Source organism: Marinomonas sp. BSi20584 (genome assembly GCF_002792415.1).
GTDB classification, from domain to species: Bacteria; Pseudomonadota; Gammaproteobacteria; order Pseudomonadales; family Marinomonadaceae; genus Marinomonas; species Marinomonas polaris.
Map to the genome: position 1 here is coordinate 43,483 of NZ_KZ454883.1, position 23,813 is coordinate 67,295.

Here is a 23,813-nt window from a genome sequence, read left to right on the forward strand (position 1 = left end):
CTGATGACATTAACTTAACAGTAAGTGTACGAGAAATATCTGAAATGCTCATTTCAGCACTGTAGCACGTAATCTTAATTTACACTAAATAAAACCAAGTCTCGTGATTCTGAAATGCACCAGACTAATAAAAGTAATGAGAGACTCTTCGGACTCAAAGTGCATATTGCGGGTGGGTGCTTCACGAGGCTTAGTTCACAGTTTCATAACGACACCAGCAAATGAACATAATCTAAGTAGGATTCCTGAGATTATGAATGGAGAAGGGTTATTTGTTTCCGTAATGTCATGAACGTTGGATTCCATTGTACTTACACTGTGAGTGAACGCCGTTCTAGCGTCAACACCAATATGAGTTTTTAAGTCAAAGAATCACTGTTATTCCTTTTGAATTTGATGCATCTCAGGATCTCTTTCTTTGGCTTTATGCTTCGTTGAGCAAGCAGCTTCAATTATAAATGAGGATATCTAACGATAAGTTAGTAAATAGGCGCATGGACGTAATTTCATACAAGGCATCCTCCATCTCTGGATCACTAGTGTTGTGCCAATATTACATACAGTGAATACGGAACATGGTAGATAGCAGATAAGGTCTTCTTCCATTGCCAGCTTAGGATAAAACGACTCAATAATTGCTTCTAGTTGATCCCAAGACATCAACTCATTCATGCGTGCATGAAAAATTTCTTTACGAGTTTTACGACGTTTGTTATTGAACTCGCTGCCGACAAAGGTGAGATGGTGTGACATGGATAATAAAACAGGATGATCTCATGAAAGGGGCTTATTCGCATATCCCACAGCAACACATAATACATTGACAGAAACTTCATGAGGATTTTCGAGTTGAATAATACCTAGTAAAATTGGAGACATCCAGAGCCTGAATGGTCTTGTGTGCTCGTTTACAAAGCTGGTTAGTTAGCTCCTATTAAATTGGCTAACTAACCAGTTGTATTTGATGGATTAATCGTTTATCAATATTTTTTATAAACTGTCATCACGCCTTGTTGGCTAAATTGAACCACATTAAAATCTCTGTATCCCTGACCTTTTGCAGCCATGCCAGGAGAATACCTTGGCATTCCAGACACAGCCAACCCTGATACATTTTCAGGTTTCTCAAGTATTAAACGTGCCACATCTTGTTCTGGCACATGCCCTTCAATTAAGTAACCGTCGATAACAGCGGTGTGACACGACTGTAGTTGCATGGGCATACCCGCATTTTTCTTTAAAGAGGACCAGTCTTCTGTGTGATGATAATTAACGGTATATCCCTCTGCCTCCATTAGCTCACCCCATTTAACACAACAACCACATGTCGGAGACTTATAGAGATCTATTATAGGTTGTGCAAACACGCTAGCACTTACTAACGTTAAGATTGAAGTTGCAATAATTTTATTGAATATCTTCATATTTTCACCTCTTTCAAAATTAGCTATTTACTATTAATTTGGCTATCTGATAATTTTACCGCGCGCAGCCTTAAAGCATTTAGTATGACACTCACCGAGGAGAGCGACATAGCTACAGCGGCAAAAATAGGCGATAAAAGAATACCTGTAAATGGATAAAGTACCCCTGCCGCAATTGGTACACCTGCCATGTTATAAACGAATGCGAAGAACAGATTCTGTCGAATATTACGCATGGTTGCCCGGGATAATCGCCGTGCCTCCACGATGCCCATCAGATCGCCACGTAATAGAGTAATGCCGGCACTTTCGATAGCCACGTCGGTTCCTGTCCCCATGGCAATACCTACATCTGCGGTTGCCAAGGCTGGCGCATCATTAACACCATCACCAGCCATAACAACAACACGACCCTCATTCTTAAGCTGTTGAATAACATTGCCTTTATCTTCCGGCAATACTTCTGCCTTCACTTCGTCAATGTGGAGTTTTCGAGCTACAGCTTCGGCAGAAGTACGATTATCTCCGGTCAGCATCACCACACGAATCCATTCATTCTGCAGAGCGGCTATTGCCGCTTTAGTGGTGTCCTTGATCGGGTCTGCAATCGCCAGCAAACCACAAACCTTTCCATCAACTGCGGCAAAAATTACTGTTGCACCGTCCTCTCGAAGTTGATTGGCTTCTTCCTCAAAGGCGGATGTATCAACATTTTCTGACTGCATTAACAATCGATTACCAAGCAGAATCCTTTTTCCATCGACTTCACCAGTAACGCCTTTGCCGTTTGGAGAGTCGAAATCTATGGCGTCTGGTAATGTTAGGTTCATTGTTTTAGCTTTATCCAAAATGGCATGTGCCAAAGGGTGCTCGCTGCCCTTTTCAAGGCTAGCGGAATAACGCATCAAGTCCTCATCGCTAAAACCATCTGCCAAGACCAGCTTTGTCACCTGGGGTTTACCCTCTGTTAAAGTCCCGGTTTTATCCACTACCACTGTGTCTACTTTCTCCATCCGCTCTAACGCCTCGGCATCTCGTATCAAGACACCGACCTGAGCACCACGACCGACACCGACCATGATCGACATAGGCGTCGCCAGACCAAGCGCACAGGGACATGCAATAATCAGCACACTCACAGCGGCAATCAGACCAAAGGCCATGGGCGGCGTTGGACCGACGATAGACCAGACCCCGAATGCAATGATAGAGACCAGCAGAACAACTGGGACGAACCAACCAGCCATTTTGTCAGCCATTCCCTGAATAGGCGCACGACTTCGCTGCGCACTGGCGACCATCTGGACGATCTGAGATAACATTGTGTCTCGTCCGACTTTGTCAGCTCGCAAAATAAAACTGCCTTGCTGATTAATGCTACCACCAATTACCTGATCTCCAGTTTTCTTAGTAATAGCCAAGGGTTCACCAGTGACCATGGATTCATCAACGTTGGAACTACCTTCAAGCACTTCGCCATCTAGAGGCACCTTATCGCCTGGTCGAACTCGCAATCGATCACCAACCTTTACTTGATCGAGCGATACATCAGACTCACTACCGTCATCGTCCAGTTTTCTTGCCGTGGCTGGAGCCAGATCTAATAGGGCTTTGATAGCGCCAGAGGTTTTTTCTCGAGCTCTGAGTTCAAGTACCTGTCCCAACAACACCAGTACAACAATAACAGCGGCCGCCTCGAAGTACACTGCAACCGAGCCATCGTCAGCGTGAAAAGCGTCAGGAAATATCTGCGGAGCCAAGGTCGCGACAAGACTGTACAACAGAGAGACGCCCGTACCGATGGCAATAAGTGTGAACATATTAAGATTGCGACTGAGTACTGATTTCCAACCACGCACAAAGAATGGTCCACCACACCAAACGACCACTGGAGTAGCTAAAGCCAACTGAATCCAATTGGATATTTGTGGCGACACAATATGGTCAATCTTAAAGAGATGGCCTCCCATTTCGATCAAAAAAACCGGAAGTGCCAGAGCCAGACCAATCCAGAATCGACGAGTCATGTCGGCGAGCTCTACTGAAGGGCCGTCGTCGAGGTTTACTTCCTCAGGTTCCAGCGACATGCCACAAATCGGGCAGTCACCGGGGCCTTGTTGACGGACTTCTGGATGCATAGGACAGGTAAACATGGTTCCGGCCGCAACCGGCTCTGTTTGCTCATTTTCTTCGCTGAGATACTTCTCTGGATTATTATCGAACTTCGACTGACAGCCGGAAGAACAGAAATACCAAGTTTTATCTACATGCTGACTACTATACTTTGCGGTTTGAGGATCTACCGACATTTTGCACACAGGGTCATGCACCCCATGGCTTTTATGTTCATGATGATTCGTGTGCTCACTCATATTGTGCTCCTTTTTTACTCGCGGGCCAGTCAGAAAAAGCAATGAAATATAACAAAGCCATATTGACCATTGGGACCAATATCAGCAGTCCCAGCCAGCCAGAATATCCAGCTCGCTTGCATATTCTATAGACAGGTATAACGACTAAGATCACAATCACTAACATCCACATCCAGTGTCCTACCCACATAGTGCTACCAAACATACTTTCGCTCATCATGGTATTGTCCTTTCTTTTATATCGTAGAAATTAATGGTGATGTTAGTGAGACTTTTATCTTTCATCTCACTGACATCCCTTTTACTTCTTGTAAAAAAATTAAAACCAAGCCGTTACGCCAATGACAAACTGAGAGTTGCTAATGCTATCTCCATTATCACGAGCAAGATCAGCCGTAGCACCGAGCTTTTTACTCCAGTCTATACCTATATAAGGTGCAAACTTACGTGTTATTTCATACTTTAGTCGAAGGCCTGCATTGATATCAGTAAGACCAGCACCCATGCTTAACTCGTCATCACTCTTACCATAGGCGTTCATTTCAAATTCAGGCGTTAATATCAGTTTTTGAGTGATTAACCATTCCTGTTCGATGCTTAAACGAATGGAGGTTTGCCCTTTTTCTCCAACAAAGAAAGCACCGTCAATGTCGAAAAAATACGGAGCCAAACCTTGGAAACCAAGCACCAACCAATCACGAGATGGGGACGGTTTAATATCTCGCCTTACGCCCATCTGCATATCCCAATACGGCGCTACGGCATGACTGTATAGAGCCTGTACTTCTAGGTCCTGGTCGTCACTATTCTGGTATTCACCTGACATTTTAAGCCAGATTTTATCCATATCATAACCAACCCATGCTTGAAAACTAAAGCTGATTGGATCGTCTGACTCAAGGCCTTTTTCTAATTGGTCGATGGCGACATAACTTAATAAAGGGTCATCTTCCGCACCTGCATAAGACAAAGAGCTCATAACAGAAGCCGTTGCCATCACTAATGTAAAGCCTAGTGAATTAAAGTTTTTCATTTATTACTCTCCTTATTTGATGACCACTTTTCTAAACATGCCAGGCATGTGATATAGCAAATGGCAGTGATATGCCCATTGCCCCAAGGCGTCTGCGGTGACTAAATAGCTGATTTTTGAACCAGGCTGAACCATCACAGTATGCTTACGTGGAATGTAATCAGGGTCTCCTGTTTCTAACTCGCTCCATACACCATGTAGATGCATGGGATGAATCATCATGGTGTCGTTCACCAAGGTAATTCGCACTCTTTCGTTATACGCCAATTCAAGTGGAGCGGAATCAGCAAAATTGATTCCATTAATTGACCACATATAACGATTCATATTGCCCGTTAGATGCAGCTGGATTTCTCGAGTGGGTTGACGTTTATCATGAGTAGGATGCAAGCCTTTTAGGTCTGCGTAGGTCAGTACTTTACGGTTATAGTTCGCTTGATGATCCCTTAAGCCAATACCTGGGTCGTTAAGGCCGCTTTGAGGCATGCCTGATTGCATGTCTACTTGAGGACCATTTTCTGAATCTAGATGCTTAATCTCATTGTCACTGCCGTAACCTGCTAAACCTAAAGTAGGCATAACCATACTTGGCTGACTGAGATCCATCCCTTCCATGCCAGTCATTGAGCCTGAACCCATTGCCATTTTGCTGTGATCCATGCCTTCCATGCCAGCCATTGAGCCTGAACCCATTGCCATTTTGCTGTGATCCATGCCAGCCATTGAGCCTGAGCCCATTGCCATTTTGCTGTGGTCCATGCCTTCCATGCCCGACATAGAGTCTGAACCCATTGCCATTTTACTGTGGTCCATGCCTTCCATGCCCGACATAGAGTCCGAACCCATCGCCATTTTACTGTGGTCCATGCCTTCCATGCCCGACATAGAGTCCGAACCCATCGCCATTTTACTGTGGTCCATGCCCTCCATATTCATGCCCATATCGCCATGCCCTAAGATCGGCATAGGGTCCATATCAGGGATTTTGGCCGTGAACATTTCATCTGACGTGAAGTTACCAACGGTATAACCAGAACGGTCAATGCTCTGAACGAAAATACAATAAGCATCCTCCATCTTCGGCTCGACTATCACATCGTAAGTTTCCGCAACACCAATTCGAAATTCATCGATGGTAACAGGCTGAACATTTTGTCCATCACTCGCTACCACGGTCATTTTTAAACCTGGAATTCGCACATCAAATATCGTCATCGCAGAGCTATTAATAAAGCGAAGACGAACTTTTTCTCCTTGTTTAAAGAGTGCTTGCCAAGGTTGTGCCGGTGGGTTCCCATTCATTAAATACGTATAGGTGGCGCCCGTGACATCAGAAATATCTCGGTCACTCATACGTTCCTGATTCCACATGGAGCGTGCTCTCCATGTGTTCACCAACCCTTGTTTTTTGATATCAGAAAACAAATCAGACATCGTTCTTTCACTGTAATTGTAATAGTCTGATTGCTTCTTTAAATTCGCATATATCGTTTCAGGCGCCTCATCCGACCAGTCCGACAGCATGATGACATGCTCCCGATCAAACACAACAGGGTCTGCTTCTTTAGGGTCTATAACAATCGCGCCATACACTCCCGTTTGTTCTTGAAAACCTGAATGACTGTGATACCAATAGGTACCACTTTGCTTAACTGGAAATTTATATTCGAATGTTTCTCCCGGTTTGATGCCCGCAAAACTAAGGCCAGGAACGCCATCCATTTCTGTCGGTAAAATCATCCCATGCCAGTGCAAAGAGCTGTCATGATCAAGATTGTTTTTTACTCTTAGCGTGACCGTTTCACCTTCTTTCCAGCGTAACAAGGGTCCGGGAAACAGTTGATTAATGACCGTTGCTCTAGCAGGCGTTCCCGTAAAATTAACGGTTTTATAATCAATGCTTAAATCAAAAACTTTCCCAGATAACTGAGTTAAAGATTGGCCAATGGCACTTGCTAGTGCATTTTTTGAAAACGGAATGGTAGTTAAAGCCAGCATGGCAGAAGCACCAAATACAAACTGACGACGGCTAAGCACTGTACCGCTCGATGATTTGTTCTGCTCTTCGTGTGAAGGTTTGAATACTGTCATAAACTGAACTCCCTTAATCTAATTAAACCCACAACACCTGTTTGCAGGTGCAACCAAATAATGTAATGAATAAAAGACATAATTGTCTCCAACAATGTTCTTGAGAAGATCCAATACAGGCATTATCCCTGTAGTGGATAAAAGGTTAATAATAGAAAATAACGGTTAGTGACCTTGGAGCGTCCGACAAAACGACGGATTCATCCAAAGATTAAGAAAGTATCGGAGGGCGATATAAAGAAGAGCTATTCAACGGTAGCTCTTGTTGAACTAGATGAGCACTACTCTGACTCAGTTGAGAGCCGTAATAAATCCACTGACGATCAATGATCGCGGCCATCGACATGCAAACGCTCATCGGACACGAGCTTTTGTCTTTGCAACAATCTAACGCATTCGTGACCGGCAATATTTGAACATACTGATCTGTGTGTGTTTCAACAGACGCGTTGTGCAACGAAGCCTTATGATCGACCATCGAGCCATAAGTAGCAGTAGCAGTAAGTTGCATTGAGTGATATGCCATTGGACCAGCCACAGAAGTCATTGTCTGGCTAACAAACACGAGCAAAACAAATATAATGATAACGATTTTATTTTGTCTCATTATTCTTCCCCCAATCAACTTTCACCCCAAACAACATCACTTTAAATACACCTCTAATTAATGCATTGGAGGACCAACAAACGTCGTAAATATCGCCGTGACCACCAAAATAGAAGAAGCGATCATTTTTTCCATTAAAATAGATTTTTGAATAAGAAATGTATTACCGCGTTTCAGTATTAACGGCACAAGATGTAATTTATGGTATGCCGCCATCACCAGAATAACAACGACCAAAGCAAGTTTCACCAACAACCAGAAACCATAGTCTGACGAGAATAAGTCTTGCCATCCTGTCAGAACATAGCTCATCCATGCTCCACAGATAATCAAAATCAAAACAGCAACCGCTGCAAGTTCGCCAAAACGCTCTAAGATTCGATTAGATTCCTGGTGCGTGGATTTTCGCGCAACCAACCACAAAGGGAATAGCAACCCTAACCACCAAGCAGCAATCAAGATATGAGTAAAGAATATAATTTGATAATACCAAGCTTGCTCTGTCGCATGACCCGTGAATGAAAACGAATAAATCAAACTGGCTATGCCCAAGGAAGCGACCATTAATGCAAGGCGTGAAAATGGCCACAGACTGAAGGCACGATCCGACCCAAGGGTAAAAGACGCTATGATCACCAAGCAATAACCAATCACATTAGCGATTAAGGTACTGCCCGCAGGCGAATCCCAATAGATAGAGACCATCATAGGGTCAAACATGAGCGATAGACCCTCTTCCATCGCCCCACCAACGAGGATAAAAAAATAAGCTATTGTCGCCGCTAAACCAATCAACGCACCTCCTCGTACGTACCTTTTTATACTACTCAATAAAGCAGACTGATGACGCAACAAACAAAATGCAAATAGCCCACCTACAACGCTTGATATACCAAAATACAATAACCAACGTGTCAATAATTGCGCGATTTCCCAGTTCGTTAACATCATACAGCGCCTTTTTTATAAAATGAAAAGCCTAAAAGATATAATCTAATTAGCCAGTTGAACTAAACAGTTTAAATGTTCAAATTAATGCTGCATAAAACCATAAGAGCCTTTCATCATGTGTCCATCTTCGCCCATTGCTTTCCAATGAACTGTATAACTATCCGGCGCCAACATTGGTAACATAGTTTGAAAATTTTTCGTTGTTGCACCGTCACGATTAAACCGAACCGACACGGGCTTACCTTTAGATCCTACTACCTTGAGACTTACAACTTTCATAGGGTTCTGGAAATTTAGCTCTACTCGTTCTGCTTGAGCCATTAGCATGGCACCGTCTTTGGGGTATGTCATGGTCATCATACCGTGTGCAAATACGTTAACGGAGGCCACCAAAGCCAATGTAGAAAATGCCAATTTCATAGTTTTCATAGTTTTCATAGTTTTCATGTTATTACCTTTTACGTTGTTGATAAATTTTTAAACGGATACAAAGAGGGGATCTCTTTATATCAACGATCTCTAAAAGTTCCGAAAAAACACTCTTTTAATACTGATTAAATTAAGACATCTGTTTCAATGACGATTTTTTCCATAGAAAATACACCGCAGGCAACACTAATAACGTCAGCACGACTGCGCTCACCATACCACCAACCATAGGCGCGGCGATTCGACTCATCACCTCCGATCCCGTTCCAGTACCATATAGAATTGGCAGCAAGCCGATAATGATGGATACCGCTGTCATCATCACCGGACGAACTCGCATGCCAGCGCCGTGAAGCACCGCATGGTAAAGCGTGTCCGCGCGAGGTAAGACGCCTTTTTCAGCGCATTTACTTTGTGTCTCAGTCCAAGCTTGATTCAAATACATCAGCATAATGACGCCGATTTCCACGGCCACGCCAGCCAGCGCAATGAAGCCAACCCCCACAGCAACCGAGAAATTGAAGCCAGACAAATACATCAGCCAGATACTACCCACCATAGCAAATGGCAAGGTGCCCATAATGATCGCCACCTCGTAGAAATTACGGAAGTTGATATACAAGAGGACAATAATGATGGCCAATGTAAGCGGCACTACATAGGTCAGCTTTTCTTTTGCCCGTTGCATATACTCATATTGACCAGACCAATTTAACGAATAACCTGCTGGTAATTGCACTTGGTCTGCTACGATTTTTTGTGCGTTTTCGACATAACGGCCAATATCTACACCTTCAATGTCCACAAAGGTCCAACCGTTTAAACGCGCGTTTTCACTTTTTAATCCTGGCGGACCTTCTTCCACATACACATCAGCAATATCCCCTAAAGCAATTCGTAAACCATTCGGAGTCACGATTGGCAAAAGGGCTAATTGCTCTGGTGAATCACGATATTCCTGTGGATAGCGAACATTAATGGGATAGCGCTCAAGCCCCTCAATAGTATTAGTGACATTCATGCCACCCACCGCCGAAGAGATAATTTCTTGAACATCTTGAATGTTCAACCCATAACGCGATGCCTTCGCGCGATTAATGTCTATATTGACGTAACGACCACCGGCCACACGCTCAGAATAAACCGATGCCGTGCCTTCAACTGGTTTCAAGATTTTCTCTAGCTGCAAACCAATATCTTGAATCACTTTCAGATCAGGACCTGCAACCTTTATACCCACAGGGGTTTTGATGCCCGTTGCCAGCATGTCGATTCGTGTTTTGATCGGCATTACCCAAGCGTTAGTAATGCCAGGGATCTTGACCAGCTGATCCAGCTCTTGCTTGATCTTGTCGCTGGTCATGCCGTCTCGCCATTCAGAGTGAGGCTTGAGTTGAATAAAGGTTTCGATCATCGTCAAAGGTGCTGGGTCTGTCGCGGTTTCTGCACGGCCAACCTTCCCAAAGACAGTTTTCACTTCTGGCAAGGTCGCAATCAGTTTATTGGTTTGCTGCAATACCTGACGTGCTTGTCCGATGGAGATCCCCGGATACGCTGTTGGCATGTACATCAAATCACCTTCGTCTAGGTTAGGAATAAACTCACTGCCCAACTTATTTAACGGCCACATACCAATAGCAAATATAGCAATTGCCACCAAAATGGTGGTTTTCGGAAAACTCAACACGGCTTTCAGCGCTGGCATATACACCGCGATCAAAGCCCGATTAACGGGGTTTTTATGCTCAGGCAAGACCTTACCTCGCACAAAGTACCCCATCAAAACAGGTACGAGAGTGATTGCTAATGCCGCCGATGCAGCCATGGCATAGGTTTTGGTATAGGCCAACGGGCCAAACATCCGTCCTTCTTGGGATTCCAAGGTAAACACAGGCACGAAACTGACGGTGATAATCAGCAGACTAAAGAATAACGCGGGGCCGACTTCGGTAGCCGCGGCGGTCACAACCTGCCAACGGTTTTCCTTGGTCATTTCGACTTTTTCCATATGCTTATGGAGATTTTCTATCATCACGATTGCGCCATCAATCATGGCGCCGATGGCAATCGCAATACCGCCAAGCGACATGATATTGGCATTAATACCCTGCAAATGCATAACGATGAAGGCAGTCAAAATACCGACAGGCAGACTGATGATGGCCACTAAAGAGGAACGCACATGAAAAAGAAACACCATACAAACCAACGCAACCACAAGGAACTCTTCCAGCAGTTTGGTCCATAAATTCTCCACGGCACGATCAATCAAACCAGAACGATCATAAACCGTCACCACCTCAACGCCTTTTGGCAAGCTGGATTTCAAAGTTTCCAATTTCGCTTTTACGCCTTCGATGGTTTTCTGTGCGTTTTCACCAAAACGCATCACCACCACGCCGCCGACGGTTTCGCCTTCGCCATTTAGATCAGCTAACCCTCGACGCATTTGTGGGCCAATACCAACATCTGCCACATCTTTGATCGTCAGCGGTGTGCCACTTTCACTGACGCCAAGCGGAATCATTTCAATATCTTCGACGCTCTGTATATAACCAGACGCTCGAACCATGTATTCAGCTTCAGCCATTTCAATGACCGACGCGCCGACTTCCTGATTGCCGCGTTTTATAGCATTTTGAATGTGGCTCAATGGCATGTTTAACGCTCGCAATTTATCTGGATTCACACTTACCTGATATTGCTTCACCATGCCGCCAATGGGCGCCACTTCCGATACGCCAGGCACGGTTTGTAATTCATACTTCAAGAACCAGTCTTGCAGTGAACGCAATTGACTCAAGTCGTTTTGACCGGTTTTATCGACCAAGGCGTATAAATACACCCAGCCGACACCCGTTGCGTCTGGCCCCAATTGCGCCCTTGCGTTACTGGGCAAGGATGGCGCAACCTGACTTAAATACTCCAACACTCGGCTTCTCGCCCAATACATATCGGTATCTTCATCAAAAATCACGTAGACATACGAATCCCCAAAGAACGAATAACCGCGCACTGTTTGAGCACCGGGCACAGACAACATCGCCGTGGTCAACGGGTACGTAACTTGATCTTCCACAACTTGTGGCGCTTGTCCTGGATAGCTGGTTTTAATGATAACTTGCACATCAGACAAGTCAGGAATGGCATCAACGGGAGTATTCTTTAACGAATACAAACCAGCGCCCACTAAAATAAAAGTAGCCAACAACACCATGAATCGGTTGTTTATGGACCAACGGATGATCGCTTCAATCATGATATTCCCCTACTCCGTTTCAGCGTCAAAATAGTCAGTGACCATGAACTTCACGCTGCTTTCACGTGTAATCTCAAGCTGAATATTTTTGCCAATCGGTAATTCATCTAGCTCTAACCAATCGGCTAGCGCAAAATCCATCGTCATTTTTGGCCATTTCCAATCAGCAATAGCATCGTGATTCACATTCACCATCCGCGTTGTCGCATCAATACGATTAATACGTGCAGCTACCCAAACATTGTTGGTAGGTTCTGCTACTGACATTGCATTACCAGGCATTGATGTCTTAGTCATTTCAGTGCTGCTGGCAGGCATTGCCGTCTGCTCATTGTCTATATTCATGCGTTTGAAATCCGAGCTTTTGCTGGATTCAGAGTCCAACAAAAACTGCGCCGATGTCACGACCTCATCACCCAGCACTAAGCCATCTAAAATTTCCACGTAGTCATCGCCGAACGCGCCGGTTTCGACTGCAATCGATTTATAACGCCCTTCACCCAATGCCAGTACCACGCGGTTTTGCTCACCGCCACGAATCAGGGCTTCTTTTGGAATCAATCGTTTTTTACCTAGCTCCGTGGTTTCAATACGAACATGGGCAAACATATCTGGCTTCAGAAGTTGCTCAGGGTTGTCTAAACGAATGCGAACACGCAAAGTGCGGTTTTTGGCATTTAGAGTCGGATAAATAAAATCCACGTTACTGGCAAAGGTTTTCCCCGGTAGGAAATCCATAACAGCCTCAACCGGTTGCCCCACCGCGACAAGATGCGCTTGGCGTTCAAACACTTCGGCATCCAACCACACCTCACTCAGATCCGCGATCGACATCAAGGTTGTGCCTGGCTTAATGTAGAAACCATCTTGAATTCCAAGGTTGTCAATCACACCGCTTTGTGGCGCAAAAAATCGCACTGTTTGAGACACTTTGCGCTTTGTCTTTAACGCTTGGATAAAACTGCTCGACACTTGCAGAGCTTTTAGTCTTTCTTCACCCGCGTTGATCATGCGCTGGTCTTTGCGCGCTAACGCAAAGACAAATTCTTCCTGCGCATTCACCAAGGTTGGTGAATACAGGTCGAACAAAGGCTGACCTTTTTCAACTGAATCACCATTGAATTTAATAAAGCTCTTTTCGATCCAACCTTCGACACGAGGGTGAATATGAACAATCTTGTCTTCGTTGTAGGCCAAATAGCCCACAGTACGAATGTCTGGTTTCAGCACGCCTTCAAACACTTTTCCTGTTCGCACGCCAAGATTATTAACGACTTCAGGTGAGATACTCACAGTACCAGCACCCTGATTATTGGAACCTTGATCATCACCATAAAAAGGAATCAAATCCATTCCCATAGGAGATTGACCCGGCTTGTCACGACGGTAATTTGGGTCCATTGGCGCCACCCAATATAAAGGCGCTTTTTCATCTTTCGTGACTGATGCACCAGCATTCATTTCCCCGTTCATGGCATTGAATGCTTGAAGACCAAAGTGATAACCCGTAGCCGAAAGAACGCCACCCAGTACAAATACGCCGATATACCCGATTACTTTCATTTGAGTTTCACCTCTTCACCTTGTGCCATCACATAATTCAATTCTGCCAAGCGCTTGAAACGCTCAATGCGAATATTCAACAATTCAATATGCGCATTCAATGTCGCGATACGCGCCTGAACCACATCCGAAAAAACACCATCATTGCTGGTATAAGCATTCAACATGGCTTGTGCGCTTTCTCTGTAACTAGGAAGTAACTTTGTTTGATAAAGACGGATTCGTTGATCTAGCAGAGTAATATCAGATGTCAGAACACGGTATTTCGCCATGAGTTCATTCAGCACAAGCTGCTTTTCAGAAAGAAAAGACTCAACTTGTAAGGACGCGGCTTTCACCTGAGCATCCTGTCGACTAGACGAAAATATTGGCACGCTGACACTCACCGCAATCGACGCCAGATCGGCTCGATCTTTGCCGCTTAGATCATCGCCGCGATAACCGTAACCCAACGTAACGCCCCATTCTGGTTTGTACTTTTGCTCGGCAATCGATTTATCTATCTGCGCGGTATTGGATTGAACATCGACAATGCGAACCAACGGATGCAGGCTCAGGCGAGCCGCCAATGCCAATGAATTCGATGAAAGGATATTAGACGGGGTTACCATAATGGGTTCACCCGTTGTTTTCAGGGTGATATCTTGATCAGCTGTGTTCTGATCAGCCATTGTCGGAAGAATATATTGGGATAGTTTTTTCAGTGCATTTTCTTTCGCTTGGCTAAGCTGCGTAAGGCGATGATCTAACTTAATCAACTCCAGTTCAGAGCGCACTAAATCTTGCTGTTTGGCTCGCCCGTACGCCGAGCTATAACTACTTTCCACTACCTCATGAAGTTGTTCGAACAAGGTTCTATTTTGCTTCACGAGCTTGATACTTTCTTCGTAGCTGTAGGCCGTTAGCCAAAGATTTGACACTTCCATCGCCAGCATTGCGCGACGATTATCTCGCATCAAGGGCATTTGATCGCCTTGCGCGGCGTACTTTTCTCCTGTTAAACGTAAGGTATCGCCAGCTGGAAACATCTGCGATACCGACACGTTAAATTGCGTCATCGCTTCTTGGTTAAAATCAAAACTGTCAGTTGGCATATTCAATAAACCAACATTGATTTTTGGATCCGGCAACGCCGTCATGCCTTGGCTTAAAGCGCGAATAGCATTCTCTTTCTGCTGGCTGGAAATCAACCAGTCATCTTGGGAGACGGCTTTTTCCACCGCTTGTTGCAGGCTTAACACTTCTGCGCTCGCAACAAGTGGCAGCAACGACAATAAGAAAACGGAGGCAATACGATTCGTTTTACCGATTAAAAATTGACGGCAATAGACACTCTGTAATACATGACAGAATGCCAAAAATTTGTTTTTGGCCATTGGCTTGAGTACTCATTTTTAAATTCATAAAATCTCAACGCACATTAAAGCGATGAGTGAAACTGCGAATTTAAGAAATGACTATAGGGGGGAAATAAGGCGTATTTGGGTGGGTAGAAACGTAGAATTCAGACGACAGAGTCGTGTGAACAGAAGAAATATTGTCGGAATCAGAATGATAGCTGACAAGTAAGCCTGAAAAGCTACTGCAATGATTGTCCATACAATTTTGGTGATTATGCTCTGATGTCTGACTGGAACATTCATCCGCCGAGGTTGGGGCACAAGAGGAAACTTCTTCAGAAGACATATGATGAACTGATAAATCAGACATGGTATGCGCTTCCATAGACATCATATTCGAGGAAGGTGACATCATACTGTTCGTTGCCATTGCCATCGAAAATAACGATAGCACAAACAGCAACAAACACACGAAGCCGTGTTTTCTCGCTGATATGCTGATGTTATTTAAAACAAATGATGGCATTTATAAAACTCTCTGCAACTAATCAACAAACTATATGTAAGTAAAAAGCTTAAAGCAACTCAAACTTAAATTTTGATAATCATCATTTCAGGGATGGGCTGAGGTATTTTCAACTTATCGGCTTGAACTAAGTAAACTCGACCAATTACAACTTAACCTAGATTTTGGACACAACTAAGATTAAAGAGATTATTCACAAGTCCATGACAACTTTAAAAACGCTGGGCTTGCCCCTGTGATTTAAGCTTAAGCATCCGCCGTTCTTGTTGTCGAGTAGGCTGATGTGATAACTCACATCCGTCATTTTCATATTGCGCAGTAGACTGCTCACCGCTTGATATTAAATCTCTTTGGGCTGCTGAGTAACTGCGCAGTTTATCTTAATAAACACCTCGTCCAGACACCAAGAATCACCAAACTGCCCTTGGCTCTTTTTGATCTGTTTACAATAACTTGAGCCAAACTTTCTACACTATTGATAACTGGTTTCATAACTTACAATCATACTTCGAGTATGCAAGTCATTCTTCGATATTTCGAAAGCTAAATGTGAAACGGTGATAAAGCCAAATTGCGTGTCTAATAATTTGTGCAGAATAACGATAGCTTACATAGATGTTTGAATTTTTCGTCTGTAAATTATCGCACAATTAGTAGAGGTTCTGTTAAGTAGACAGTGCCCTGCAAAATATTTGAAGTAGACTTTTATTTTATGACCGAGTGCCAAGAAAAGGAGCTTTGCATTTCTTTCATCACACTTCATTAGTTTACTAACAAGCTGTATCCATGAATCCCCATGTACAGGCCGACAGCACTGATTAATGCCCCTGAAAAATAGGGTGCTCTACGTGCAAGATTGTTTAAACGGTTCCATTTACGAGTTACTTTTTTGACGCCAACAGCTGCAATGACGCCAACAGATACTAGCGTTATCGCCAAACCAATGCTGAAAGATAAAACAAGTGAAGAACCAAGAGCTAAGGTTTTCAACTGAAGGCAAATTAATAAGACGGTAACAGCTGCAGGACAAGGTATTAAACCACCAGTTAAACCGAATAATAGTATTTGGCCATTTGTTACCGATTGGTTCATAAAACGTTTCTGTATATCTAAAGCGTGTGCTCGTTCGTGAGCGTCTTGGTACTCTTTATTATCGTTGTCTTCAGAGAAGTGACTGTGTTCATGAAAATGAACATCAAAATCATGGGAATGACGACGGTGTCCGATAATCAGTTTAACGGATAATTGCCTTGTACCTTGAAAGCTCAATGCGGATTCTAGGTAATCATTACATTCAACAAAATCATACTCAATAGGTGTTTTGCTTTCTGCGTTATTAAGTTGAACTTTAACCTCTGATGCACTTAAGGGATGACCTTTTAGCATTTTTAATTGGAATCGATTGTTATGTTGTGCATCTTCCACAATGGATAGAGTAATATGACCATGTCCTGTATCGATAATCTGTTTTGTCCAGTCATTGGAATGCGTGTGTAATTTTTGCCACGTTCTTTCTCCATTCCAAGTTTTCCAGATCATCCAAATACCAGTCGAGATAACGATGACTCCTGAAATAAGTAACATCCAAGGTTCGGCCGCTTGGGCTGTAAATTGCTTACTGACATACATCCCACCTAAAGCGATAAGCCAGACAACAATAGTATGAGAAAAAGCAGCAGCTAAACCGAGTATAACGGCTTGCCTGGTTGTGCCTTTTATAGAAACAATAAAAGCAGCCATCATTGTCTTTGAATGACCGGGTTCTAAGCCATGTAATGCACCAAGAAGAATAGCACTAGGAATAAATAGCCACCCATTGCCTTGTTGAATTAATGTAGTAAAGTCCATGGTTACCTTCTTTGTTCAATTATATTTCGATCAAAAATATACTCCTACCCAGTATAAAATACTACCCCCTAGTATAATGCTGGTGTTATATTTTTGCGTATAATCTACTTCATTTATTAATGATGGACTTTTTCATGTCACATACCACCCGAGATCAGAAGAAACTCATTGTCCGTGTTAGTAAGATACAGGGGCAGACTAATGGTCTTAAAAAAATGTTGGAAAATGAGCATGAATGTCAAGACGTGTTACAACAAATTGCCGCTATTCGAGGTGCTGTCAATGGCTTGATGCGTGAAGTTATTAAGGAACACCTTATTGAACATGTTGTACTTGAAGAAGATCTTACTAAAAGAGAAGCTGATTTGGATGTAATACTGAAGATTTTAGATTCATATATTAAGTAGGTTTTAACGTTAATGGATGTCTAGCAAGCTCTGGGAAGTCCAATTACGGTATCACTGAAAATAGAAGGGAATTATGAAATGATAGGCATCAAGTAGACCCATTACTTGCTTAAGAATTAATGCAACCATTTAAGTCGCACGGGATCATATGAATTATTTTATTAATGTAGGGAAAGTATTAGTCCTAACTAGCTTTTTAGGGCTACTGGTCGCTTGTGGAGATCAGGGGCACGAAGATAGCACTGAACATGGACATAGGCCATAGTCAAAACTGATGGACCACCCAAGCCCTATTATCAATATTTGGATAGTTTGTTGAATGCAAAAACACACAATTATACTAGCTCTACTGTCTGCGGCTCTATTTGGAGCCGCAACCCCAGCCAGTAAATGGCTTTTAGCTGGATTAACACCATTTCAATTGGCTGGTTTTTTATATCTAGGGGCAGCGCTTGCGGTTGCTCCTGCCTTTTTCAGCAAAGAGACATTATCCCTCCCTTCAATTAGCGATAAAACTAATCGATTAAGGTTGCTTGGTGCAGTGGTTTTTGGCGGAATTTTGGGACCGGTTCTATTATTGTTTGGATTAAGCCTTGCAGAAGCAGGGTCAGTTTCTCTATGGCTCAACCTTGAGCTTGCAGCAACAGCTGTCATCGGCGTGCTATTCTTTCGTGATAATTTGAGTATTAACGGGTGGATCGGTGTGTTGGCAGCAATGCTGGCAGCATCACTCCTTTCTTGGTCACAGGGCGACGCGAGTATTGCTGCCGGAGCTTTGGTTCTTCTTGCCTGCATTTGTTGGGGGCTAGATAACCACCTTACCGCACTGATTGATGGGATATCTCCCAGCCAAAGTACTTTTTGGAAAGGTTTAATAGCAGGAAGTGCCAATCTATCGATAGGTATTGCACTGGATCCGCTTAGCCTTGATACAAAAACAATCGTGGGTGCCTTATTGGTTGGAGCCATGTCATATGGTGCTAGCATTGTATTATATATACGAGCAGCACAGGGAATGGGCGCGACACGTGCACAAGTGATTTTTTCGAGTGCTCCATTCTTTGGTGTCGTATTGTCAGTTTTGTATTTAGGTGAATCGATATCAGAAGTTCATCTGCTAGCCGCCGCAGTATTTATTGCCGCTATTACCCTTCTATTAAGAGATAGCCACTCTCATACTCATATGCATAAAAAAATGAGCCATAACCACACGCACCGACATGATGATGGTCACCATAAGCACTATCATCCAGATATGTCTCCTTCAATTCGACATACACACCACCATAAGCATTCACATGTAGAGCACAAACATCCCCATTGGCCGGATCTTCATCACCGTCATTCCCATAAAGACGATGATAAATAGCCATCAGTTGTATTAGTCTCGACTTGATCGTACGTTCCCTGGGTGCCACAGATATTAAACACTACGTTATTTTTTGTCCTTCCTAAAGGAAGAATGCGAGACGATATCTTAAAAAAACTCGAAATATAGGAATTAATAATGCAAGACTTTGATAAGAAGGCATATTGGCAGAATATTTATGAGCAAAAAAATGCCACTGATGTCAGCTGGTTTCAGAGTATTCCAATGATCTCTTTGGAACTTATTTCACGCTGTAGTCTTGATCTATCCGATCAAATTATTGATGTTGGTGGCGGTGCATCTGTACTTGTGGATCATCTATTGGAAAAAGGACATACAAACATTGCGGTTCTGGATATTTCTGGTGCTGCATTAGCCGCATCTCGCAGAAGACTTGGGGAAAGCGCCCTTGCAGTAAACTGGATCGAGTCAGACATCACTACATTTACCCACGAAGTACAGTTTGCACTTTGGCATGATCGTGCTGTGTTTCATTTCTTGACCGATGCTGAAGACCGCAGACATTATGTCAGATCACTGAAAAATGCTCTACGCGTCGGTGGACACTTAATTATTGTGTCATTTGCGGTCGGTGGTCCTGAAAAATGTAGTGGTTTGCCTATCGTTCAATATGACGCAGAGAAACTTGCTGCGGAACTAGGTTTGGGCTTTAAGTTAGTTGAAGAACGATCTGAAGAACACATAACCCCTGCACAACAAGTGCAACAATTTGCATATTTTCGCTTTGAACGTGTCCAAGTAAATAAAGCATAAAAATTTTCAAATTGGGTATTTAACAGGGCAAACACATGAGTAATATTTAATAAATCTCATGACATTGAGTAGATACTCATCATTCCAGACTCAGGTTTTTTGCTTACTCTTAATGCCTAGCAGCTTAAGATATGAGCATTGGTATGGACCCAGTAGTTAGAGCATTGAGACATGTAACTTTGGGTCGTAGTGCTCTTATCAGGGAAGTCCATTATTCCCTTCTTCTTTTATGTGACTTGCAAGCTTGATCTATGCCATACATAAATATTTTAAACTTATTTAATGATTTAAACAAAGAGTCCGAATCGAGGAGTGTCAAATGAACTGTTGTAATAAACCACCGAAAGGTGGAACCACTAATCTCGGCCTTTATTTAAAAATAGTGCTCATTATTTTTGCCACTATATTATTTGTTGCTTTTCTATTTGGTTGAAAAGAAAAAATTATAGAACCACATAACTCCGACATATCTTAGAAGGCAAAAAATATCCAACTGAGCCCTTAGAGAATCTTTATTTATAAGTGGGTCCATACCATCCCTATTAACGTTAAAATCTACTTTTATAGAGATAGAATTGTTGTTCTATATGAGTCTTTGCAGAAAGCCATTTTTATTGAGTACGAAGTTTCTGGTGCTATGTTATGAAGACTATCAAACGTATGTGAATGGTTCGATGATATTGTTTTCATGGTAATAAAATCGTTTTTCACTGTGCTTTGAGCGTATTGATTAGAGTCCGTCGTTTTCATTAGCGTCTGCTCTTCGAGGACTTTTATTCTCATCGAATCTTCTGGTAGGTCCTGGTTAATTCGTTCTGAATATTCAATTAGCTTTGGTTCAGCAAACGCTATCAGGGAGCAGGGTTCGTCTGTTTTTAGGTTTATTCGTAGAATCCGTCCAAGCACTTGGCGAAAGTAAAGCTCTGTTCTAACATTGCTTAGATAAGCGCAGACCTGCAAACGTGGTATGTCTGTACCTTCACTTACCATTCCGATAGATACAATCCAGTCAATCTCTGAACTTTGAAAGTCTCTGATGTTATCGTGGGCATCAATTTGATCATGACTAACTACGATAGCGCTCTCATTAAAATTAGTGATAATAAACTGAGATATCCGTCGCGCTTGATCAATTGATGATGCAACAACTAACCCTGCGGCACGAGAGTGTTTTTCTCTAATTCTAATCAGTTCCTCATGGGCATAAGTCATAAGCTGACTTAGTGATTCTTGATGGGTCAGTAAATCACTATACTTTAGTTTTTCCGCCTCAATTGCTTGGCGAATACTGCTAAATTTATGAGTTTCAGAATTCTCCTGAACACCAATCGAGCTATTATCGAGTAATATTAAGCTAGGTCTCCTGCAGACCTTATCTCTAACCGCATCTCCTAAACCATACACAAAGTCAGTATCAAGCTCTTGAGGCTCCCCTGAATAGCTCTGAAGCGCTATTTTTGTGCTATCTGATCGCCAAGGAGTACCGCTCAAAGTTAGAGTTAAGGGGTTGCCTTCTGATATTAAAGAAACTAACAGCTGTCCCCATTGATTAGACGTGCTACTTACCCCAGAAGCGCAGTGATGAATCTCATCAGAGATAATTAGAACACGGTAGCTCCCAATGACATGTGCGAGTTCTTGGTAGGCATGTTGGATACCCTGATAGGTAATCACCAAGCCTTTTGCGCCTATGCGGCCATCAAAGCGATCATTTAATATATTGCTGAAAGTTCCTTGAATACTGTTCTGTATACTTACAGATGGAGCAAAGCAAAGAACGAAATCAATGTGGTCAGCATCTAATAAGCTTTTTGCCAACGATGCAGAAAATCTTGTTTTACCTGCACCAGGTGCGGCAACACACATGAAGTTTTGCTGACCGTTTTGAAAGACTTCTAACGCTTTGGATAAACAGTTCTTTTGCCAAGTTCTTAGAGAAAGATTTTGTATTTTCTTCATGAGAGCGCATGTAATATGGTTTGAGTGCTGGTCAGTAAGCCGTTTAGTGTTATCGCTCGCTTTTTGGCTTCACTTTTTTTTGATATCAACAAATCAAGCTGAGTGGGCAATAGGGATTTCATCTCTTCATAGCCTTGGGCTTCTGCAATGCATAGCTCAAGTTCATACTCAAGTTCAGCTTTACGATTTAAAAGCATTTCTTTCTCACTCGCTACAACAGTAATGGGTATAGTTTTTTGCTTCTTCGTTTCCTCCAAAATTTTAGCCTGGGTATAATGAGTGCTCTTACCACTTTTTGAGGCAACGACTAATACACCAGATTTAACTAAGCGATGAATTTTTAGATAAATGGCATGTCGTACTTTTTTCATTTCGATAGGGTTATTTTCGCCGTACTTTTCAAGATAGTGTTTGAGTACGTCATTTATCGTGGCTTTTTTGTGAACCGTTGACTGGAAGTACTCCTCTACAACGTGGGCGATGGGCTTAGATTTCAAAATAACTATCTCGATTTAGAAAAATGCGGATTATAGTCCGTGGAGATGTAGTCCGCAATTAGCGATTGTATTTCATTTTTGAGATATAAAAATGAGAAACATAGCAAAAGAGGTTGGAGAGCTAATTCGGAGTCAGCGCAAAGCGCGAGGTATCTCTCAAGAAGCTTTAGCGGCAAAATCCAAGATTGACCGCAGTTACATGGGTCGAATTGAGCGAGGTGAGGTAAATATTACATTAAAGGCCCTTTGGGATATCGCTGCATCTATGGAGGTTTCAACGAAACTTCTTATTCCTGATTGAGATTTTAGCTTATGTGGTGCTGGTGAGACCTCTATGCTGACAAAAACCCACCCATAAATTTGTATACTCTTTGAAGATATAGTGAAGCAATGCGGGGACGTCATCGCCAAATCGCCATGAGTAAAGCATCAAGAACTGACTCCGCTGTCGCCCTTGACCTCATTGACCTCATTGACCTCATTGACCTCATAGACCTCATTGACCTCATTGACCATCCTACGACCAATCTAGAAAATAGATCAACAACGATGGTCACGTAAAGCCAGCCTTCTTTTGTCCGGATGTACGTAAAATCGGTTACCCATACTTGATCTGGTTCTGGGACAATCAACTCTCTATTTAGTGTATTGGGGGCTGTATTACGTTCAGACCCACGATAAAAAACAGGGTGGCGTTTGTAGCCTATTAGCGCTTTTAGACCCTCGCGGCGCATCACCCTTAGCACTCGATTCTTCCCACAAGACTTACCTTCTCCTTTTAGGTCTTTGGTGATATTACGGTAGCCGTAAACACAACCACTCTCAAGCCAATGCGTTTTAATGGTGATGGCAAGTTCATCATCTTCTTGCTCTCGTCGACTTTTTGGACAGTCCAGCCAAGCGTATAAAGCCGCTCCTACGGACTTGCAGTTTTGTGTTCGACACAAGACAACAATAGAATAGTCGTGGAGCCGTGATTTTATGAACGTGTACTTTTCTTTGACTCCCCGGCAAAGTACACGGCGGCCGCCTTTAGAATGTCCCTCTCTTCAGTCACCCGTTTAAGTTCAGCTTTGAGTCGCTGGATCTCTGACAGAACTGAATCTTCCGTTTTTCTGCTCGCTCCAAGCCTGCTGTATCGGACAATCCAATCATGCATACTTTTGTAACTAACGCCTAGTCGCTCAGCCACTTCTGCAATCTTATAGCCGCGCTCAGTGACTTGTTTAACGGCTTCAATGTTGAACTCATCGGTATAACGTTTTCCACTCATAATTCACCTCATTTTTACCTATTATTATATAGCTATGAGATGTCTACAAAAGTGGGTCCATACCAAACATATCTGACTATTTTTTGAACAT

At 42.9% G+C, this 23,813-nt stretch carries 19 protein-coding genes and 2 pseudogenes; 4 read left to right on the forward strand and 17 right to left on the reverse strand.

All coding sequences use genetic code 11. The features are described 5' to 3' along the window. Nucleotides 1-267 precede the first annotated feature (267 nt). The 14 genes and pseudogenes from TY87_RS22770 to TY87_RS14450 all read right to left on the reverse strand — a co-directional run. A pseudogene (locus TY87_RS22770) lies at nt 268-753 on the reverse strand (transposase); the annotation flags it as partial. A 227-nt stretch (nt 754-980) separates the two neighbouring features. Further along, nucleotides 981-1,295, reverse strand: coding sequence for a DUF411 domain-containing protein (locus tag TY87_RS14390; RefSeq protein WP_198432102.1), 315 nt, complete (start codon nt 1,293-1,295; stop codon nt 981-983). A 152-nt stretch (nt 1,296-1,447) separates the two neighbouring features. Beyond that, nucleotides 1,448-3,796 (reverse strand): heavy metal translocating P-type ATPase, encoded by a 2,349-nt coding sequence (locus tag TY87_RS14395; protein ID WP_100187601.1) that lies wholly within the window; start codon nt 3,794-3,796, stop codon nt 1,448-1,450. Beyond that, a complete protein-coding gene (locus TY87_RS14400; RefSeq protein WP_100187602.1) occupies nt 3,789-4,016 on the reverse strand; it encodes a hypothetical protein in 228 nt (75 codons plus the stop codon). The genes TY87_RS14395 and TY87_RS14400 overlap by 8 nt, the downstream gene beginning before the upstream one ends. 99 nt (nt 4,017-4,115) lie before the next feature. After that, nucleotides 4,116-4,829: a copper resistance protein B gene (locus TY87_RS14405; protein ID WP_198432103.1), complete on the reverse strand. Its 714-nt coding sequence runs from the start codon at nt 4,827-4,829 to the stop codon at nt 4,116-4,118. A 12-nt stretch (nt 4,830-4,841) separates the two neighbouring features. After that, on the reverse strand, nt 4,842-6,920 hold the full coding sequence (locus tag TY87_RS14410; RefSeq protein ID WP_100187603.1) for a copper resistance system multicopper oxidase: 2,079 nt from the start codon (nt 6,918-6,920) through the stop codon (nt 4,842-4,844). Nucleotides 6,921-7,131: 211 nt separating this feature from the next. Then, nucleotides 7,132-7,527, reverse strand: coding sequence for a hypothetical protein (locus tag TY87_RS14415; protein WP_100187604.1), 396 nt, complete (start codon nt 7,525-7,527; stop codon nt 7,132-7,134). 57 nt (nt 7,528-7,584) lie between these two features. Beyond that, nucleotides 7,585-8,478, reverse strand: coding sequence for a copper resistance D family protein (locus tag TY87_RS14420; RefSeq protein WP_100187605.1), 894 nt, complete (start codon nt 8,476-8,478; stop codon nt 7,585-7,587). 81 nt (nt 8,479-8,559) lie between these two features. Continuing rightward, nucleotides 8,560-8,925: a copper resistance CopC family protein gene (locus tag TY87_RS14425; RefSeq protein WP_232617148.1), complete on the reverse strand. Its 366-nt coding sequence runs from the start codon at nt 8,923-8,925 to the stop codon at nt 8,560-8,562. A gap of 112 nt (nt 8,926-9,037) precedes the next feature. Next, a complete protein-coding gene (locus tag TY87_RS14430; protein WP_100187606.1) occupies nt 9,038-12,166 on the reverse strand; it encodes an efflux RND transporter permease subunit in 3,129 nt (1,042 codons plus the stop codon). 9 nt (nt 12,167-12,175) lie between these two features. Beyond that, a complete protein-coding gene (locus tag TY87_RS14435; RefSeq protein ID WP_100187607.1) occupies nt 12,176-13,729 on the reverse strand; it encodes an efflux RND transporter periplasmic adaptor subunit in 1,554 nt (517 codons plus the stop codon). Continuing rightward, nucleotides 13,726-15,105, reverse strand: a complete 1,380-nt coding sequence (locus TY87_RS14440) for a TolC family protein (protein WP_100187608.1) — start codon at nt 15,103-15,105, stop codon at nt 13,726-13,728. Before TY87_RS14440 ends, TY87_RS14435 begins: the two co-directional genes overlap by 4 nt. A gap of 70 nt (nt 15,106-15,175) precedes the next feature. Then, the gene (locus TY87_RS14445; RefSeq protein ID WP_100187609.1) at nt 15,176-15,595 is read right to left on the reverse strand and encodes a hypothetical protein; all 420 of its coding nucleotides are present in this window, start codon (nt 15,593-15,595) and stop codon (nt 15,176-15,178) included. Nucleotides 15,596-16,357: 762 nt separating this feature from the next. Further along, nucleotides 16,358-17,443, reverse strand: coding sequence for a nickel/cobalt efflux protein RcnA (locus TY87_RS14450; protein WP_100187610.1), 1,086 nt, complete (start codon nt 17,441-17,443; stop codon nt 16,358-16,360). A gap of 134 nt (nt 17,444-17,577) precedes the next feature. Here TY87_RS14450 and rcnR point away from each other — a divergent pair, with 134 nt between their 5' ends. The 3 genes from rcnR (at nt 17,578) to TY87_RS14465 (ending at nt 19,993) form a co-directional block, all read left to right on the forward strand. Continuing rightward, a complete protein-coding gene (rcnR, locus tag TY87_RS14455) occupies nt 17,578-17,850 on the forward strand; it encodes a Ni(II)/Co(II)-binding transcriptional repressor RcnR (protein WP_100187611.1) in 273 nt (90 codons plus the stop codon). A gap of 319 nt (nt 17,851-18,169) precedes the next feature. Continuing rightward, nucleotides 18,170-19,219 (forward strand): DMT family transporter, encoded by a 1,050-nt coding sequence (locus TY87_RS14460; RefSeq protein ID WP_100187612.1) that lies wholly within the window; start codon nt 18,170-18,172, stop codon nt 19,217-19,219. Nucleotides 19,220-19,357: 138 nt separating this feature from the next. Then, nucleotides 19,358-19,993 carry a class I SAM-dependent methyltransferase gene (locus TY87_RS14465; protein ID WP_100187613.1) on the forward strand — a complete coding sequence of 212 codons (636 nt, stop codon included), beginning with the start codon at nt 19,358-19,360 and terminating at the stop codon, nt 19,991-19,993. 561 nt (nt 19,994-20,554) lie between these two features. Here TY87_RS14465 and TY87_RS14470 read toward each other — a convergent pair. Beyond that, nucleotides 20,555-21,952 carry a DEAD/DEAH box helicase gene (locus tag TY87_RS14470; protein WP_100187614.1) on the reverse strand — a complete coding sequence of 466 codons (1,398 nt, stop codon included), beginning with the start codon at nt 21,950-21,952 and terminating at the stop codon, nt 20,555-20,557. Beyond that, nucleotides 21,949-22,449: a hypothetical protein gene (locus TY87_RS14475; RefSeq protein ID WP_100187615.1), complete on the reverse strand. Its 501-nt coding sequence runs from the start codon at nt 22,447-22,449 to the stop codon at nt 21,949-21,951. The genes TY87_RS14470 and TY87_RS14475 overlap by 4 nt, the downstream gene beginning before the upstream one ends. Nucleotides 22,450-22,540: 91 nt before the next feature. Between TY87_RS14475 and TY87_RS14480 the strand changes: the two genes are divergently transcribed. After that, entirely contained in the window at nt 22,541-22,750 is a 210-nt protein-coding gene (locus TY87_RS14480; protein WP_100187616.1) for a helix-turn-helix domain-containing protein, read from the forward strand. Nucleotides 22,751-22,853: 103 nt separating this feature from the next. Here the strand turns inward: TY87_RS14480 and TY87_RS22775 are convergent. Then, nucleotides 22,854-23,722, reverse strand: a pseudogene (locus TY87_RS22775) (IS3 family transposase); the annotation flags it as partial. Between the last annotated feature and the right edge of the window lie 91 nt (nt 23,723-23,813).

Coding starts and splice junctions, on each gene's coding strand:
- TY87_RS14390 (WP_198432102.1), bottom strand. CDS start 1,295: ATGGAGGCAGAGGGATATACCGTTAATTATCATCACACAGAAGACTGG.
- TY87_RS14395 (WP_100187601.1), bottom strand. CDS start 3,796: ATGAGTGAGCACACGAATCATCATGAACATAAAAGCCATGGGGTGCAT.
- TY87_RS14400 (WP_100187602.1), bottom strand. CDS start 4,016: ATGATGAGCGAAAGTATGTTTGGTAGCACTATGTGGGTAGGACACTGG.
- TY87_RS14405 (WP_198432103.1), bottom strand. CDS start 4,829: ATGAAAAACTTTAATTCACTAGGCTTTACATTAGTGATGGCAACGGCT.
- TY87_RS14410 (WP_100187603.1), bottom strand. CDS start 6,920: ATGACAGTATTCAAACCTTCACACGAAGAGCAGAACAAATCATCGAGC.
- TY87_RS14415 (WP_100187604.1), bottom strand. CDS start 7,527: ATGAGACAAAATAAAATCGTTATCATTATATTTGTTTTGCTCGTGTTT.
- TY87_RS14420 (WP_100187605.1), bottom strand. CDS start 8,478: ATGATGTTAACGAACTGGGAAATCGCGCAATTATTGACACGTTGGTTA.
- TY87_RS14425 (WP_232617148.1), bottom strand. CDS start 8,925: ATGAAAACTATGAAAACTATGAAAACTATGAAATTGGCATTTTCTACA.
- TY87_RS14430 (WP_100187606.1), bottom strand. CDS start 12,166: ATGATTGAAGCGATCATCCGTTGGTCCATAAACAACCGATTCATGGTG.
- TY87_RS14435 (WP_100187607.1), bottom strand. CDS start 13,729: ATGAAAGTAATCGGGTATATCGGCGTATTTGTACTGGGTGGCGTTCTT.
- TY87_RS14440 (WP_100187608.1), bottom strand. CDS start 15,105: ATGGCCAAAAACAAATTTTTGGCATTCTGTCATGTATTACAGAGTGTC.
- TY87_RS14445 (WP_100187609.1), bottom strand. CDS start 15,595: ATGCCATCATTTGTTTTAAATAACATCAGCATATCAGCGAGAAAACAC.
- TY87_RS14450 (WP_100187610.1), bottom strand. CDS start 17,443: ATGGACTTTACTACATTAATTCAACAAGGCAATGGGTGGCTATTTATT.
- rcnR (WP_100187611.1), top strand. CDS start 17,578: ATGTCACATACCACCCGAGATCAGAAGAAACTCATTGTCCGTGTTAGT.
- TY87_RS14460 (WP_100187612.1), top strand. CDS start 18,170: ATGCAAAAACACACAATTATACTAGCTCTACTGTCTGCGGCTCTATTT.
- TY87_RS14465 (WP_100187613.1), top strand. CDS start 19,358: ATGCAAGACTTTGATAAGAAGGCATATTGGCAGAATATTTATGAGCAA.
- TY87_RS14470 (WP_100187614.1), bottom strand. CDS start 21,952: ATGAAGAAAATACAAAATCTTTCTCTAAGAACTTGGCAAAAGAACTGT.
- TY87_RS14480 (WP_100187616.1), top strand. CDS start 22,541: ATGAGAAACATAGCAAAAGAGGTTGGAGAGCTAATTCGGAGTCAGCGC.